The 15,218-nt window shown below is 44.7% G+C and carries 11 protein-coding genes; 7 read left to right on the plus strand and 4 right to left on the minus strand.

Annotation, left to right across the window (positions count from 1 at the left end; genetic code table 11):
* Nucleotides 1-99 precede the first annotated feature (99 nt).
* Nucleotides 100-678 (plus strand): nuclear transport factor 2 family protein, encoded by a 579-nt coding sequence (locus L5M71_RS04455; RefSeq protein WP_263205238.1) that lies wholly within the window; start codon nucleotides 100-102, stop codon nucleotides 676-678.
* Between the two features lie 43 nt (nucleotides 679-721).
* On the opposite strand, the gene L5M71_RS04460 is transcribed toward L5M71_RS04455, so the two are convergent.
* On the minus strand, nucleotides 722-1,357 hold the full coding sequence (locus L5M71_RS04460) for a class I SAM-dependent methyltransferase (protein WP_263205236.1): 636 nt from the start codon (nucleotides 1,355-1,357) through the stop codon (nucleotides 722-724).
* Between the two features lie 504 nt (nucleotides 1,358-1,861).
* On the opposite strand from L5M71_RS04460, the gene L5M71_RS04465 reads away from it, so the two are divergent.
* Nucleotides 1,862-3,151 carry an NAD(P)/FAD-dependent oxidoreductase gene (locus L5M71_RS04465; RefSeq protein ID WP_263205234.1) on the plus strand — a complete coding sequence of 430 codons (1,290 nt, stop codon included), beginning with the start codon at nucleotides 1,862-1,864 and terminating at the stop codon, nucleotides 3,149-3,151.
* Nucleotides 3,152-3,196: 45 nt separating this feature from the next.
* On the opposite strand, the gene L5M71_RS04470 is transcribed toward L5M71_RS04465, so the two are convergent.
* Nucleotides 3,197-4,075 (minus strand): LysR family transcriptional regulator, encoded by an 879-nt coding sequence (locus L5M71_RS04470; RefSeq protein WP_014610473.1) that lies wholly within the window; start codon nucleotides 4,073-4,075, stop codon nucleotides 3,197-3,199.
* Nucleotides 4,076-4,251: 176 nt separating this feature from the next.
* Between L5M71_RS04470 and L5M71_RS04475 the strand changes: the two genes are divergently transcribed.
* Together L5M71_RS04475 and fghA are read left to right on the plus strand one after the other, a co-directional pair.
* Nucleotides 4,252-5,391 carry an S-(hydroxymethyl)glutathione dehydrogenase/class III alcohol dehydrogenase gene (locus L5M71_RS04475; protein WP_006081880.1) on the plus strand — a complete coding sequence of 380 codons (1,140 nt, stop codon included), beginning with the start codon at nucleotides 4,252-4,254 and terminating at the stop codon, nucleotides 5,389-5,391.
* 165 nt (nucleotides 5,392-5,556) lie between these two features.
* A complete protein-coding gene (gene fghA / locus L5M71_RS04480) occupies nucleotides 5,557-6,399 on the plus strand; it encodes an S-formylglutathione hydrolase (RefSeq protein WP_261272584.1) in 843 nt (280 codons plus the stop codon).
* 118 nt (nucleotides 6,400-6,517) lie between these two features.
* Here fghA and L5M71_RS04485 read toward each other — a convergent pair whose 3' ends face one another.
* Entirely contained in the window at nucleotides 6,518-7,894 is a 1,377-nt protein-coding gene (locus L5M71_RS04485) for an L-serine ammonia-lyase (RefSeq protein WP_131524458.1), read from the minus strand.
* 385 nt (nucleotides 7,895-8,279) lie between these two features.
* Here L5M71_RS04485 and nagZ point away from each other — a divergent pair, with 385 nt between their 5' ends.
* The 3 genes from nagZ to L5M71_RS04500 all read left to right on the plus strand — a co-directional run bounded on the left by nagZ (nucleotide 8,280) and on the right by L5M71_RS04500 (nucleotide 10,240).
* Entirely contained in the window at nucleotides 8,280-9,308 is a 1,029-nt protein-coding gene (nagZ, locus tag L5M71_RS04490; protein ID WP_263148097.1) for a beta-N-acetylhexosaminidase, read from the plus strand.
* Between the two features lie 79 nt (nucleotides 9,309-9,387).
* Complete coding sequence (ycfP, locus tag L5M71_RS04495) at nucleotides 9,388-9,927, plus strand: alpha/beta hydrolase YcfP (RefSeq protein WP_028759796.1); 540 nt, start codon at nucleotides 9,388-9,390, stop codon at nucleotides 9,925-9,927.
* A gap of 184 nt (nucleotides 9,928-10,111) precedes the next feature.
* The gene (locus L5M71_RS04500; RefSeq protein ID WP_263205229.1) at nucleotides 10,112-10,240 is read left to right on the plus strand and encodes a hypothetical protein; all 129 of its coding nucleotides are present in this window, start codon (nucleotides 10,112-10,114) and stop codon (nucleotides 10,238-10,240) included.
* Between the two features lie 336 nt (nucleotides 10,241-10,576).
* Here L5M71_RS04500 and L5M71_RS04505 read toward each other — a convergent pair whose 3' ends face one another.
* Nucleotides 10,577-15,106, minus strand: coding sequence for an NACHT domain-containing protein (locus L5M71_RS04505; RefSeq protein WP_263205227.1), 4,530 nt, complete (start codon nucleotides 15,104-15,106; stop codon nucleotides 10,577-10,579).
* Nucleotides 15,107-15,218: the final 112 nt, after the last annotated feature.

Below are 15,218 nucleotides of genomic sequence, written 5' to 3' on the forward strand. Positions count from 1 at the left end.
GCTTTGCTGGCGATGTGACTTTATGTTTCGTGGTGCATTCATGTTTGTGATGTGAATAGTCGCCATACAAAATGTATTGCCAATATTTACGGAGAGAATATGAATCCAGCATTTTATAGCCTAGCCACAGTCACTGTTTTAACTTTGTCACTCGCCACTACCGAACCTGCTGTTGCAACAGATGCGCCCGCATTAGCTAAAGCAGCATCAGTTAAAACGGCTGGGGCTCCACAAGCTGACATTGCGCAGCCCGCTACTGCACTTACAGACACTTTATCTACCCAAATTGCAGCGGTGGATTTTGCTGTGTTCGACAGTTTCAATAAGTGCGCCGTCCCCGCTGAACTAAAGAAACACGCGGCGTTTTTCACTGAAGATGTGGAGTTTTACCACGACACGGGTGGCGTGACGTGGAACCGCAAGGACATGATCGCTAATACCGAAAAATATGCCTGTGGCCATTACCGCCGCGAGTTAGTTGCGGGCACGATGAAAGTGTTTCCGGTGAAAGAGTTTGGCGCGATAGAGCAAGGCGCTCATCGTTTTTGCAGCTTTGAAACCGGCAATTGTGAAGGTCTAGCCGACTTTGTCATTGTGTGGCGCAAACAGGACGAGCAGTGGAAAGCCACTCGAGTACTGAGCTATGGACACAGAACCGCTGAGGCCAAAACGGACTAAACCAAAGCTAGCTTTTAACAAAAAATGAGCCTTTAACAAAAAGCTAGCCTCTAACAAAATGTAGTAGTCGATTATTGGCGGGCATAGCCACATCTTGCTTCAGCGTTAAGCCTTGCTCGCTGGCTAAATTGCAAATCCATTCAATATCGCGAATGCCGCTGGCGGGATTGTGTTGTTTTAAAAAGGCATCGAATTGACGGTTGCTATCACTGCTAAATTCGCCTTGGTAGTTAAAGGGGCCGTAAATGCACAGGGTCTTGAGTTGGGGGAGATACAGACCAAGGCCAGTAAAAAACGCTTCAACCATATTTTTGCTCATAATATGCAAAGTGTTCGCAGTAAATACGCCATCAATATCAGGTGTTAGTCCCTTCACCGGCCATGGCACAGTGACATCAAGGGTAAGTGGTAAGCGTAGGTTTGCCGCTGCGTTGGGTAGCTTGCCTTCATGCATACACCTTGCGGTAATGACCTCAATATATTCAGCTTGATCGCTGGTTTGCCAGATTAAATGGGGAAGATTTGCTGCAAAATACACAGCATGTTGCGCTGTGCCACTGCCGATTTCGAGCACATGTTGGTTGAGTGAGAATGCTTGTGTTAATACCGCTAAAATCGGCGCTTTGTTGTTTTCACACGCTTGGGAAAACGGCAATTGGGTAAGTGGTAATAGTGGCATAATGGACTCTAGGTTGCTGAGATTAAAAGAGGATGACGCCGCACAAGCCTATCTTAAACCAGCAAAAAGTATAAGGCTTAAAAGATAAAATGAGCCGCGCCTTAACATTCGGAGTCTCTATCTTAGGTAACTTAATCTTAGGAACCTTAATTTTAAAGCCTTAATTTTAGTGCCTTAATTTTAGGTACCGCCATTTCAGAAGCTTCCATCTCAAGCACCTCCATTTCAGGTTCTTCAAGAAGGAGCCTGCAGTCAGCTCAACTTCCTTTGTCATGTCCTGCAAAAATAGTTATCGCAATTCACTGTTGACCTCGATCTCAACTTAGATATACTCACAAATTCTGAACGCTTGTAAAAAATATAAAACAACGTCGGCATGATGCCGTGTTAAAACGAGTGTCCAAAACTGAGTGTCCAGAAGAACTGAGTGCCCAGAACTAAGACTTAACACTCACTTTCAGCCATCAACTTTCAACAGTTAACTTTCAACATCAAGGAATGACCATGCCAGCAGAGCGTTGCGCCTCCTACTACAATGCCACCATTGACCAAGAGTCAGATTATCCTGCGCTTGAAGGCGACATTCGAGTCGATGTGGCGATTGTCGGTGGTGGGTTTACCGGCGTGGCAACGGCGTTGGAATTATCTGAGAAGGGCTATAAAGTGGCACTTATTGAGGCCAATAAAATTGCGTGGGGCGCGACCGGACGCAACGGTGGGCAGGTGACGGGCAGTTTGTCCGGCGATGTTGCGATGACAAAACAGCTGCGCCGTCAAATCGGCAATGAAGCTGAAGATTATGTGTGGAATATGCGTTGGCGCGGCCACGATATAATTAAAAATCGGGTGGCCAAGTACGGCATAAACTGTGATTTAAAGTTTGGTCATATCCAAACCGCTTACCAGCCAAAGCACATGCAAGAGCTTATGGCTATGCATGATGAGGCGCAGCGCCGCGACATGGGTGAATTTATGACGCTGGTATCCGCCGATGAAATGCCTGCCTATTTAGGCTCGCCCTTGTATCACGGCGGCTTAGTCAATCGGCGTAACATGCATTTGCACTCAGTCAATTTATGCCTGGGTGAAGCCCGCGCCGCAGCAGGTCTTGGGGCGTTAATCTTTGAACACTCACCCGTACTTGATATTGAAGAAGGCGATGTGGCGACTGTTGTCACTGCCAAGGGAAAAGTGCGCGCCAACAGTGTGCTGATCGCGGGTAATGCTTACCATAAACTCGCCCGTCCAAAACTGCGCGGTATGTTATTTCCGGCGTCCTTAGGCAATTGTGCCACTGCGATTCTGCCCGATGATATCGCTTTGCAAATCAATCCGCAGGACTTGGCCGTGTACGATTGCCGCTTTGTACTGGATTACTATCGCCTGACCGCGGATAAACGGCTGATGTTCGGCGGCGGCACTAACTACAGCGGCCGTGATCCTAAAAATGTGGCTGCGGAATTACGGCCTGCAATTGAGCGTACATTTCCACAATTAAAGGGCATTAATATCGAATTTGCGTGGGCCGGAATGGCAGGAATTGTGATTAACCGTATCCCGCAGCTCGGCAAAGTGTCGCCTAATGTGTTCTATTGCCAAGGATATTCTGGGCATGGGGTGGCGACATCGCACATTATGGCCGAGATCATGGCCAATGCGATGGATGGGCAATTGCGTGAATTTGATTTGTTTGCGGCCATGCGCCATATCCGTATTCCGTTAAATGAATGGTTTGGCAATCAAGCGCTGGCATTAGGCATGTTGTATTACACTTTGCGGGAAAACTGGCGCTAGTTTGCGCCGTTTTGTCTGCTACCAATCAATCTGCTCAAACAGTGTTTAATCCTGCTCGGCGAGTTTTTCGGCAAGATAATCGACCAATACGCGGATCTTGGCCGACAGGTGGCGGTTTTGCGGATAGAGTGCCCAAATGCCTTCTTTGGCTTCGCGGTGACTGTCAAGGAAGGAGAGTAACCGTCCGGCTTGAATATCTTCTTCAATATAATAATCAGGCAGTTGAACTATCCCTATGCCTTTTAGTGCCGCATCCCTTAATGCGTAACCGCTGTTACAATTGAGATTGCCACGGACTTTGATATTACGCTCGCGGCCATTTTCCACAAAGCGCCAGTAATTATGATTACCGATCAAACAATTGTGCTGGCTAAGTTCAGATAAGGTATGGGGCTGACCGTATTTTTCTACATAACTCGGTGAGGCGGCGACATAGTGGGTACGGCTGCTTAAGGGTTTGGCCATCAAACTCGAATCGGCAAGTTTTCCGAGGCGAATGGCCAGATCATAACCGCCTTCAATCAAGTCTAAGGTGCGATTAGTTAGGTCGACGCTAAACTCAACGCTGGGATATTGCACCATAAAATCATTGAGTAACGGCATGATGAATTTCTCGCCATAGGCGACGGGCGCTGTGAGCTTGACTAAGCCTTGGGGTGAGTCCTTTAGGTTTGAGATGGCGCGCTCGGCTTCTTCTAACCCCGTTTGTAATTGGCGGCAATGACGATAATAAATCGTGCCTTCTTCGGTTAACGACACTTTGCGGGTTGTGCGGTAAAAGAGTTTTGTGCCAAGGCGATTTTCTAAGGTGCTCACTTGGCGGCTAACGTGGGCGGTGGAGATATTCAGCCGCTGCGCTGCTAGGGTAAAACTTTCGGCCTCGGCCACTGCGACAAATTCAGAAATGCCGTCCCAGAGATACATTGTTGTTACTCAGTAAAAATGAATTGCTTGAATACTAGATTGTCTCTCGCTGAGAAACAAATACAATCCTCCTATTCAGTAGCATTAGTGCAATGGGCGCAAGAGTTTGCTTGGCCTGAATTGAATTTATGATACACCAATGACTTACTCCTATTACCTATTCAAGGGACGTAACAATGTCGAACGAAAAACCGCAGTTTATTAAATCAAAGGCCGCTGTTGCTTGGGGACCAGGACAACCACTTAAGATTGAAGAAGTGGATGTGATGTTACCTAAAGCGGGCGAAGTCTTAGTGCGCATTGTGGCTACGGGCGTGTGTCACACGGATGCGTTTACCCTGAGCGGCGACGATCCAGAAGGCGTATTCCCAGCGATTCTAGGCCACGAAGGCGGCGGTATCGTTGAGCAAGTGGGCGAGGGTGTGACCAGCGTACAAGTGGGCGATCATGTGATCCCACTTTATACCCCAGAGTGCGGCGAGTGTAAGTTCTGCCTATCGGGCAAAACTAACCTGTGCCAAAAAATCCGTGCGACCCAAGGTAAAGGTTTAATGCCTGATGGCACCACGCGTTTTTATCTCGATGGCAAGCCCATTTTCCATTACATGGGCTGCTCGACCTTCTCTGAATATACTGTACTGCCTGAAATCTCATTGGCTAAAGTCAATAAGAGCGCGCCATTAGAAGAAATTTGTCTGTTAGGTTGCGGCGTAACCACTGGTATGGGCGCTGTGATGAACACGGCCAAAGTGGAAGAAGGTGCAACCGTGGCGATTTTCGGCCTCGGCGGTATCGGTTTATCGGCGATTATCGGTGCCACTATGGCCAAAGCCAGCCGCATTATCGCGATTGATATCAACGAATCTAAGTTCGAGTTAGCCAAAAAACTCGGCGCGACCGATTGCATCAACCCAAAATTATTGGATAAGCCCATCCAAGAGGTGATCGTTGAGATGACCGACGGTGGCGTGGATTACTCATTCGAGTGTATCGGCAACGTCAACGTGATGCGCAGCGCCTTAGAGTGTTGTCATAAGGGCTGGGGTGAATCAGTCATCATCGGTGTTGCCGGTGCTGGTCAAGAGATTTCAACCCGTCCATTCCAATTGGTGACTGGCCGCGTTTGGCGCGGTTCTGCCTTTGGCGGTGTGAAAGGGCGTTCTGAACTGCCACACATTGTTGAGCGTTACATGGCGGGTGAGTTTAAGCTCGATGATTTTATCACCCATACTATGGGGCTGGAGCAAATCAATGAAGCGTTCGAGCTGATGCACGAAGGTAAGAGCATCCGTAGCGTGATCCATTTTGATAAATAAGCGATTTTGCACGCTAAGTTGATGCTTCAGCTTGATGTGACAAACCGGCAGACAGGTGCAAATCTGTCTGCTGTGTTGCCAACTGATCTGACGATAAGCGCCATGACTAACGCTAAGACTAACGTTATAAATAGCGCTAAAAGATTGAGCTTAAAAAGGACTTGTATGACCATAGAAAATATCAGTTGTAACAAGAGCTTCGGCGGTTGGCATAAGCAGTATCGCCATCAATCTCAGTCGTTAAACTGCGAGATGCGCTTTGCCATTTATCTGCCGCCTGAGGCGGTGAATAAACCTGTGCCTGTGCTGTATTGGCTTTCAGGTCTAACCTGTACCGATGAAAATTTTATGCAGAAGGCGGGTGCACAGCGCATGGCAGCAGTACTTGGGATGGCGATTGTCGCCCCTGATACCAGTCCTCGCGGTGACGATGTGCCCGATGCGGCGGATAAAGCTTACGATTTAGGCTTAGGCGCGGGTTTTTACCTCAATGCGACAAAAGCACCTTGGAATCGTCATTACAAAATGTACGATTACATAGTCCACGAGCTGCCGGCGTTGATTGAAGCCCATTTTCCTGTCACTACCCAGCGCGCCATCTCCGGCCATTCGATGGGCGGTCACGGTGCTTTGGTGATTGGTCTGAGTAATCCGCACAGATATAGCTCAATTTCGGCTTTTAGCCCGATTTCGAATCCGAGTAATGCACCTTGGGGTATTAAAGCCTTTAGCGAGTACTTAGGTGAAAATCGTGAACATTGGCGCCAGTACGATGCCTGTGAGTTGCTTAAGCTCGCGATTAGCGAAGTGCCAGTACTGATTGACCAAGGTGAAGCTGACAGCTTTTTAGATACCCAATTGATGCCACAATCGCTGGTGGATATCGCCCATACCAAGGGTTATCCCTTGGATGTGCGGATGCAAGCGGGGTACGATCACAGCTACTACTTCATCGCGAGCTTTATTGAAGAGCACCTTAAGTTCCATAGCTTGTACTTTAAGCCATAAATAGCCGATTCGGCAGTCACGTCGATGCGTTAAAACAAAAATGCCGCAACTCACTGAGTTATGGCATTTTTTATGGTGCGATTTAAGCAATTAGCGAAAGTGAATTAACACTCAGCACTTAGCACTCAACAATGTTGACCGCTAAACCACCTTTGGCGGTTTCTTTGTATTTACTGCGCATGTCTTTGCCTGTATCCATCATGGTTTTGATCACTTTATCCAGTGAAACCTTATGGTTACCGTCACCGCGTAGGGCCATACGAGAAGCGTTGATCGCTTTGATCGCGCCCATGGCATTACGTTCGATACAAGGCACTTGCACTAGGCCGCCCACAGGATCGCAGGTTAAACCTAAGTTATGTTCCATGCCGATTTCAGCCGCGTTTTCAACGTGCTCAACTGTACCGCCCATGATTTCAGTCAGTGCGCCAGCGGCCATAGAACAGGCCACGCCCACTTCACCTTGGCAACCGACTTCGGCGCCAGAAATTGAGGCATTTTTCTTGTACAAAATACCAATCGCAGCGGCAGTTAATAGATAACGGGCGCAGACATCGATATCCACTTCTTGTACGAAGGTATCGTAATAGCATAATACGGCAGGAATAATTCCCGCAGCACCGTTTGTTGGCGCAGTGACGACGCGATCACCGGCCGCATTTTGCTCGTTGACCGACAGTGCGAATAAATCGACCCAATCCATAGCGGTTAATGGATCGACATTGTTACGGCCTTCGGCTTTCAAACGACGGTACAGTGCAGGAGCACGACGACGCAGTTTTAGGCCGCCAGGTAAAATACCTTCCTTCTGATAACCGCGTTCGATACAGGTTTTCATCGTCTGCCAAATATTCCACAGCTTGGCTTTGACTTCATCTTCAGTGGCTAAACTCAGTTCGTTCGCCATCATTAAAGAAGAAATGCTGAGACCTTGCTCGCCGCATAATTCCAGTAAATGAGCCGCACTCACAAAATCAAAAGGTGCCGATTCAATTTGTGAGGCTGGCGATGCATTACGTTGGCTAATTTCATCTTCATCTAAAATAAAGCCGCCACCCACTGAGTAGTAAGTGCGATCAAAAATGCATTCTCCTTTACAGTAAGCGTACAAGGTCATGGCGTTAGCATGTGCAGGTAGCGTTTTGCGTCTGTGATAGGTAATGCCTTGCTCACGGGTAAACTTAACTACTTTGCCACAGTGCAGCGTTAAGGTTTCGTCCTTGGAGACGTGTTCTAAAATACCGTCGATACTGTCAGTGTCCACGGTTTCGGGATCTTCGCCCATTAAGCCTAAAATCACTGCTTTGCCCGTGCCGTGGCCTTTGCCTGTTTGGCCGAGGGAGCCAAAGAGTTCGGCTCTTAATTCATCAATCTGGGTCACGAGTCCTGAGTCAGTCAGGTTTTGCATAAAGATTTTGCCCGCTTTCATTGGGCCGACGGTATGTGAACTCGATGGACCTATGCCGATCTTGAACATGTCAAATACGCTAATCATGATAGAAGTCCTGTTGTGTCTTGTTTATTATTTTAGTCTGAGTGCATGGGATTGCTCGCTCTGCAGATTGAAGCACGCTAATCTTGCGCGTGTACTCTGGTCAGTGGCGGCGTTCTTTCATGCGAAATCTGCTTGTGTGATACTCTAACGCCAGTATCCCATAGATTAGTGTGACAATTCACATTAGTTTTTTTTATTCGTAATAGTTCGGATAAGCTGAACTTAATTGGGACTTTTTTACAGGCCATTTTATGGCCAAGAATACAGGCTTCGATAGCGCTACAAGAGTAGGTGGCTCGCTTTTTTTAGCTTTTTTGTGAGCGTGAACTACTTATGGCTTGAGTGGTTATTTTTTGAGTATTAATGAATATTTTTAGGGAGAAGTATGAGCTATTTAATGTTGGATTTACTGTCGTTGGACGTCAGTGAGGCTGAATCTGAGATGCTACGCCATCCACAGGTGGGTGGTCTAATCCTATTTTCCCGCAATTTTTCGAGCCGTGATCAGTTGATCCGTCTGGTACAACAGATACGCCAAATCCGCCCAGAAATATTAATCGCCGTCGATCATGAGGGGGGCCGAGTACAACGTTTCCGTGATGGCTTTACCATTATTCCCGCCATGGGCGACATTCTCCCCGCAGCAAAGGGTGATATGGTATTGGCCAAGCGTTGGGCCTGTGAGCTCGGTTTCTTGATGGCGATTGAATTACTGGCTTGCGATATCGACTTAAGTTTCGCGCCCGTGTTGGACTTAAACGGCGTGAGCCAAGTCATAGGTAAACGCAGCTTTAGCCCAGAGCCCGCCGAGGTTATTACATTGGCCGAAAGCTTTATTGCTGGCATGGCCGCAGCTGGCATGGGCGCCGTGGGTAAACATTTCCCCGGACACGGCAGTGTAGTGGCGGATTCGCACTACGAGAAACCCATTGATGAACGTGATGCCGAGGCGATTTTTGCAAAGGATATCCTGCCGTTTAAAGAATTGATCGCAAAAGAAAAGTTATTAGGCGTGATGCCCGCGCACGTGGTTTACCCTAAAGTCGACCCCAACTCTGCGGGCTTCTCTGAATACTGGCTAAAACAAGTGCTGCGTAAAGAACTTGGCTTTAACGGGGTGATTTTCTCCGACGATCTCGGCATGCAAGGCGCAGGATTTGCGGGCGATTACCGTGCAAGGGCCAGCGCCGCCTTAGCCGCAGGTTGTGACATGATTTTAGTGTGTAATGACAATGCGGGCGTAATGTCGCTACTCGATGGCTTTACTTGGCCTGTGAGCGCGCCACAGTATCCTGCAAGTTTACTTAAACCCAATGCCGCGCAAACGGCAGCGGCGCTCGATAATACGGCCCGTTGGGAAAATGCCAAGCAGCTTGCAGAGCAAATTTGTTTGGCTCAACAGGCGAAAGTTTGATGTAGCGCAAGGTGTGAGATCACTCTTTTGCTAGGGTTAGCTAATTCACTGTAATCAAAAATGATTAAAAGGCCTTGATATGATTTTCTATCTTCATGGATTTGATGCTACTAGCCCAGGTAATCACGAAAAAATGCGTCAGTTGCAATTTATTGACCCTGATGTGCGTTTGATCAGTTACAGCACCTTGCACCCTAAGCACGACATGCAACACTTGCTCAAGGAAGTCGCTAAGCAAATGCAGCATAGTGACGATCCCGCGCCGTTAATGGTTGGCGTGGGACTCGGCGCTTATTGGGCCGAGCGGATTGGATTTTTAAATGGTCTTAAATCAGTACTGATTAATCCTAATTTGCACCCAGAAAATAATATGCAGGGCAAGATCGATCGCCCAGAAGAATATGCCGATATTGCCAATAAGTGCGTGTCGCAATTTCGTGAAAAGAATACCCACAAGGCCATGTGCATATTTTCTGTGAATGATGAGATGTTCGATAATCAGCAACTCGCCAGTGAATTAAGCGCCTATTATTCGATTGATTGGGATGACGTTCAACCCCACAAATTCCCCCAACTCGCCGCCCATCTCCCCAAAATAAAAGCCTTTAAGTTGGCTTGATTGATATCGATTGAATAAAAGTATCACTCCTCTTTTTATATTTAAGAGGGGGAGTGGATTTATCTTATCGATTATTCTGCCTTATGGTTTGGCTTTCGTACTTCATGTGGCGGACATATGGCTGTGGCTATTGGGGATAGATTAAGTAGGATTTTAGTGTTGGCTGATATCCACGCATATAGGCTTGCCATGGTATTTACTCACCGACGCGCAGCCAGTCCATCCTTGGATGCTCGACCGCCCCGTCCATGGGGCGGGCGGTCGTCTCGCCAATCACCATGGTTCACCTTTAGTGCATTCACGTAACCTGTAGATTTAAAAGACATACGCAACACACTTTGGGATATTTCCGTGTTACAAAGATCGGACAGAATTTGGTTTTCAGATAACTTCTAGTATCCCAATGACCTACAAATGCCTGCTCAAAATTACTGCACCAACACATTGGGCAGCTTCAAGTTTGAATTCAGCACTAAATGTTTTTCTGGTTGTCGGTCTCATATGTTCACCTAAGGTCATCTATGAGGCAATAATATCACCTCTATTTAGGTGGCCAAAATTAGTGTGCCACTTCATTTAGCCCCAAACTTATGTAAACGTGGTTCCGATTACGATTGCTATAAGATTATTTTGTGAACTAGCTTATGTCTCAATTTTTTGACTCTTCCTTATTGAACCATATACTGCCTACAGGTTTTCCATCTTCATATTTAAACAAGCCGCTATACGCCAAACGGCCAAAAAAATGACTTGCTCCAGAAGAAAACATTTCCTTCTCTCCGCCTATTAACCAGACAATCTCCATATCATTATCATCAAGCCATTTCTGTAATTTATCAGAACGCATTAATGCATATGAAGGGCCGTACTCTTCAAGGCTTGGATCAAAGAATACAAGTTGCCCCTTATGCTCCCAGCGTCCCCATTGACCAAAAGATCTAGACAAATCCATGTCCTTAATCAATTCCTTGGCTGGCATATGAAAGTAGAGTGAGCTATTAAGAGAATAGTCGTTACCGCTTTTTTCCCATTCATATTTAGAAAATGGGACAAAGTGTTCGACTGTAATTTGATCCCTAAAGACCTCTTCTGGTTCTCTCCACCCAGAAAGATGGTGATATATAGTGTGCCAAGGATATTCCCCTAAAAATCCTTCGTGTTGTGTTGATGGTGCGCTGACAATATGAGGATCGCAAAGTATTTTTCCCTCAACTCCTTTGGCTAATGAATCATAATCACCTTTGCGGATGAAAATAGAGTTGATCCTGAACCAACCGTCAAGATAAGGAGCCTCGATATCATCATCTGTATACTTCCTGTTTTCGGACCAAAAGCCATGCAAAACTAGCCAATCAGAATTGTCAGCAGGCATTGTCCTTTGAAGTAACTCAGAGAATTCAGGTATAATCCCTTCATCCCACAAGAAGTTAGTTTTGGCTACCACGTCATTTTCATTTGGGAATGGGAAGTGATAAGGTTGCCACCAAGTACACTGTTTGTTGTGATAAGTTTTGTATTCTCCAGATTGTCTTGCCCAGTTAGTCGGATCAATATCGCGTTTGCTTATTTGCCAAGGCCCTTCATAAATATCATCATCTGGTACATCGCTATAACCTCTATTAATCCAATGGAAGTTATCAGAAAGTCTGGCCAAAAACTCATGGAAGGCCATCCATTGATATTTTTTCCCGACACGCTCCATTGCTCCACCACTGTGGCCGCCACTCCTTCCGTAAGAGCACATTCTTTCAAAATCAGCAAATAGTTCTTCAGTCCAACCAAATTCATGAGAGCGTTTGCAAACCCATCTTTGAGCCCATTTCCTGCTAAAGGGGGCTGGCCCATTATTTCTTATCCCAGAAAGCCAACGATAATACTCTTTCTGCTCGTCGCTGAGTTGTGCGCTTACCATGCTATCAAAATTTTCTTGTTCTTTTCTTTGCTCTTCAAAGCTGCGTTTACAGTCTTCGGAATCATACTTAATTCTTCTAATAGCCTTTAATAACTCTTTTGGTGAAACTGAATTATCACTTACTGGCATTGGTTCTATTTTTGCCAAATATTCTTCTTTCAGATCGTCAGTTAATAGCTCGTGCGCAAATCGTTTCTTAATCTCATATCCATTCTCAATTTTTGGTAAGGCTATAGGTGTTGAAGACCAATTATGCACACAGCCCATGGTGTAGTTTCCAAAGTCACCAGGAAAGCCCATTAAAGAACTCTTTATTCTTGATGAAAATTCATCTCCTGCTATGCGCTCCATCTCTTTTGGTGATGGATTATCCAGTTGTGAGCTGCTCGTATAAGGTGGTCTGAATTGTTCCGGAGTAATTTCTGCCGAAAGCACTCCAATATGCAAGGCATACTCTAAAATTCCTCGGGCATAGTCTCTAAGAAGAATGTGCGAAGGTGGCTCACCATCTCTAAATATTAATTCAAATGTAGTACTCGCTATACCTCTAATAATATCTTCTTTATTGGTATTGCAAACGACACCATATGCTACGGCATAAAGCCTCTCGGTTAAGTATGTATCCTCTAGATGCGAGAAATCGTTTAATAAAATTTCAACAAGATTAGGGTAACTAGAAAGAATTCTTACTAGTGATTTCGTAGATCGATCTCTTATTCTTCTATTCGGGGTAGTCAAAAACCAAATAAGGGTAATAGCACAGAGCCTAATTCGCTCTTCTTCTACAGAATCTAATATGCCAGAGTGTGACCACTCAATAATAGTTCTAATGATAGACTCATATTCATCATCTTCTTCAGAGCTATCACCGTATGCTATGTGTATAGACCAAAAGTGGTCTCTCTCAGCAATAGCTTTTTTTGCAAGATTTCGATGAAGAAACTCAGCATTCCATGGATGATTGGGTTCCGTTGACAATTTCAATAAAATATCCATGGCTGGGTGACTATAGGAATAACCCTCTAGGTTATTTAAAAGCTCCAGCGTCCTTTCAGAAAAAGAGCTTGGGCTCCTCCATAAAATAGTATTCTGAAAAGTCTCATCTAATTGCCGTTTCCCGACTTCAATATCATCAGGAAGCAAATCTTCTAGTTCCCTATTAAAGCATTCAGCAACAATGATAGCCAAGGCTTCGAATATTCCAGAAAAACGATAGTAACCATTATTTTTCAGTAATTCCCCTATAGAACCTTCATCTGAAAAGGCTACTTTAATGTCATCTACCTTATTTACTAGTTCCTGTGCAATAAAATAATCACTAAATCGTTCATATGTAAATCTGATAATAAGATTTCCACGCTGATCTTCTTTATAAGAAACATCCTCAGATAGAATGCCCTCATCGATCAATATGTCGAAAAGACTATCTCCATGATTAGGGTTTGGATCATAATTATTGACCAATCTTCTAACATATTGCTTCAGAAGACCTTCAAGATTATTTGGTAACAGTTTTGAAGCGATATGTATAAGTGTGGACTTAACGATATTCTCATCCGGATTGAACTTTTTCCTTTTGGCTACAACCCTTTCAATACTTGAAACATAGAAATCAAATAATGAGGTAATATAATTAAGCCCTTTTGGAAATGAGTTCTTTTTATTTTGCCTTAGAGCTCGGCAGCATGTTTTCAAGAAAAGTGGATTTGTAAATTCAGGCGCTAATATTGGTGCGCTTGGTTTGAATATGCCTTGCTGGGAAAGAAATTTCTCAGCAGCCCTATGTTCATGCCCCCTAAACCCATGATGCTCTATGCGAGGCAATAAGCTTTCGTCTGCACTATCGGGAAGAATGTAACTTAGATAAGTGCTGCGGCAACTAAACAGAACAGCAATATATGGAAATCTTGATAAATCTGACAAAAATCCTGTTATTTGGTTATGCCAGTCATCTCTATTATTTCCCTCATTTATAGCATCAATGATAATGAGTGCTCTCGCCCCCGATGCTTCACCGGCTGCATCTATAGCTCCTAAGACTTGGGAGCTTCTATAGTTTTGTAAGTCTAATGACTCCTTTAGAAAACCAGTTGGGTTCCCACCTTGATATTGAGCACCTAATAAAAACAATGTGGGTAAATTAATATTGATTCTATGTAAGCTCAGGTCACATAGGAGGTGTGACTTACCTATTCCAGCTTCCCCGTAAAGAAGCGCAGCTTTTGTCTGGGACGAGATCGCCTTTTTTTGCTTTATGAAAGATGCTAGATCATCTATTGCATTGTCTAATTTATACAGACTACTTCTAGAGTTATCCTTTCTTTCAGACCAATCGATTTTATCATGCACATCTTTATATACCTCGGCATATAGCTTAGATAGCTCTTCTAGCAAAGAGTTTATTTTTGATATTCGATTGTGAAAATCCTTGTCAGCAATCCCTTTGCCAAATTCATCCACAACATCATTAAGCTGATCAGCTAAGCTATTTATGCTTTCAATGTTTAATGAAACATCCCCTTTTTTATTTTCTGCTTTTAAGAAAGAAATAACATCTGAGCTAGCGTCTTTTAGCTCTGATCTTCTCTCTTTGAGAAGATCCCACCATGAGAAATTCAAACAAAGGCCATCAAAACTCTTTGCAATTGGCAATTCGACATGAAACTCAGGGGTATACCTATCTCCTAAGCTGTCTTGCGACCGTTTTGCGATACTTCTGAATACCTCTTTCCCGAGAAATGGTTCATTAAACCAATACAAAGCCCTACCTGAGTAAAGGGGGTCATCAAGCGTAAGAAAAGTGGTAATCTCATGCTTACCCCAGTATGAGAATTCAATTTTACGACCAACAGCTTTTGCTTGGCCCTCCCACTTTTTAATGTGCTCTAACCACTGATCCTCGACAGAAACTACTTGTTTTCCACCTTTTCCTTTCTTTCTGCTATCGGCTTTATCTAGAGGTAAGCAGACAATATAATGTGTTAACTTGGAGTGCTTTTCTAAGGCTGTAGTAAATGACTCATCTATTTGTTGCCAACGGGAAGAATTCATTCCATCTAAAAAATATTTAGCTTGCCAGCATATTTCCGAGTCATCTTCAAGAATCCAGTAACATTCAACACCTGCATCGCCTCCAGCGCCATCCTTCTTAACGAATCTCTTTCCATCACCTGGCTTTTGAAGATGGGCAATTTGGCAAATCAACTCTTCAAATCCTGAGTTTTTACTACCATCATGTGTTCTAATGCAAGAGAAGTTAATATCCATATAAGAAGTCTTAAATAACTGAATTAATACCAAATTAAGTACATACTCTATCATTAGAAAAAATAGGTCAATTAATAGCAAAGGAAATGTGTGCTAAATCTTAGGCTAGCCC

Source organism: Shewanella sp. SW1 (assembly GCF_025653545.1).
GTDB classification, from domain to species: Bacteria; Pseudomonadota; Gammaproteobacteria; order Enterobacterales; family Shewanellaceae; genus Shewanella; species Shewanella oncorhynchi.

Coding starts and splice junctions, on each gene's coding strand:
- L5M71_RS04470 (WP_014610473.1), bottom strand. CDS start 4,075: ATGTATCTCTGGGACGGCATTTCTGAATTTGTCGCAGTGGCCGAGGCC.
- L5M71_RS04485 (WP_131524458.1), bottom strand. CDS start 7,894: ATGATTAGCGTATTTGACATGTTCAAGATCGGCATAGGTCCATCGAGT.
- L5M71_RS04465 (WP_263205234.1), top strand. CDS start 1,862: ATGCCAGCAGAGCGTTGCGCCTCCTACTACAATGCCACCATTGACCAA.
- L5M71_RS04475 (WP_006081880.1), top strand. CDS start 4,252: ATGTCGAACGAAAAACCGCAGTTTATTAAATCAAAGGCCGCTGTTGCT.
- L5M71_RS04460 (WP_263205236.1), bottom strand. CDS start 1,357: ATGCCACTATTACCACTTACCCAATTGCCGTTTTCCCAAGCGTGTGAA.
- ycfP (WP_028759796.1), top strand. CDS start 9,388: ATGATTTTCTATCTTCATGGATTTGATGCTACTAGCCCAGGTAATCAC.
- fghA (WP_261272584.1), top strand. CDS start 5,557: ATGACCATAGAAAATATCAGTTGTAACAAGAGCTTCGGCGGTTGGCAT.
- L5M71_RS04455 (WP_263205238.1), top strand. CDS start 100: ATGAATCCAGCATTTTATAGCCTAGCCACAGTCACTGTTTTAACTTTG.
- nagZ (WP_263148097.1), top strand. CDS start 8,280: ATGAGCTATTTAATGTTGGATTTACTGTCGTTGGACGTCAGTGAGGCT.
- L5M71_RS04505 (WP_263205227.1), bottom strand. CDS start 15,106: ATGGATATTAACTTCTCTTGCATTAGAACACATGATGGTAGTAAAAAC.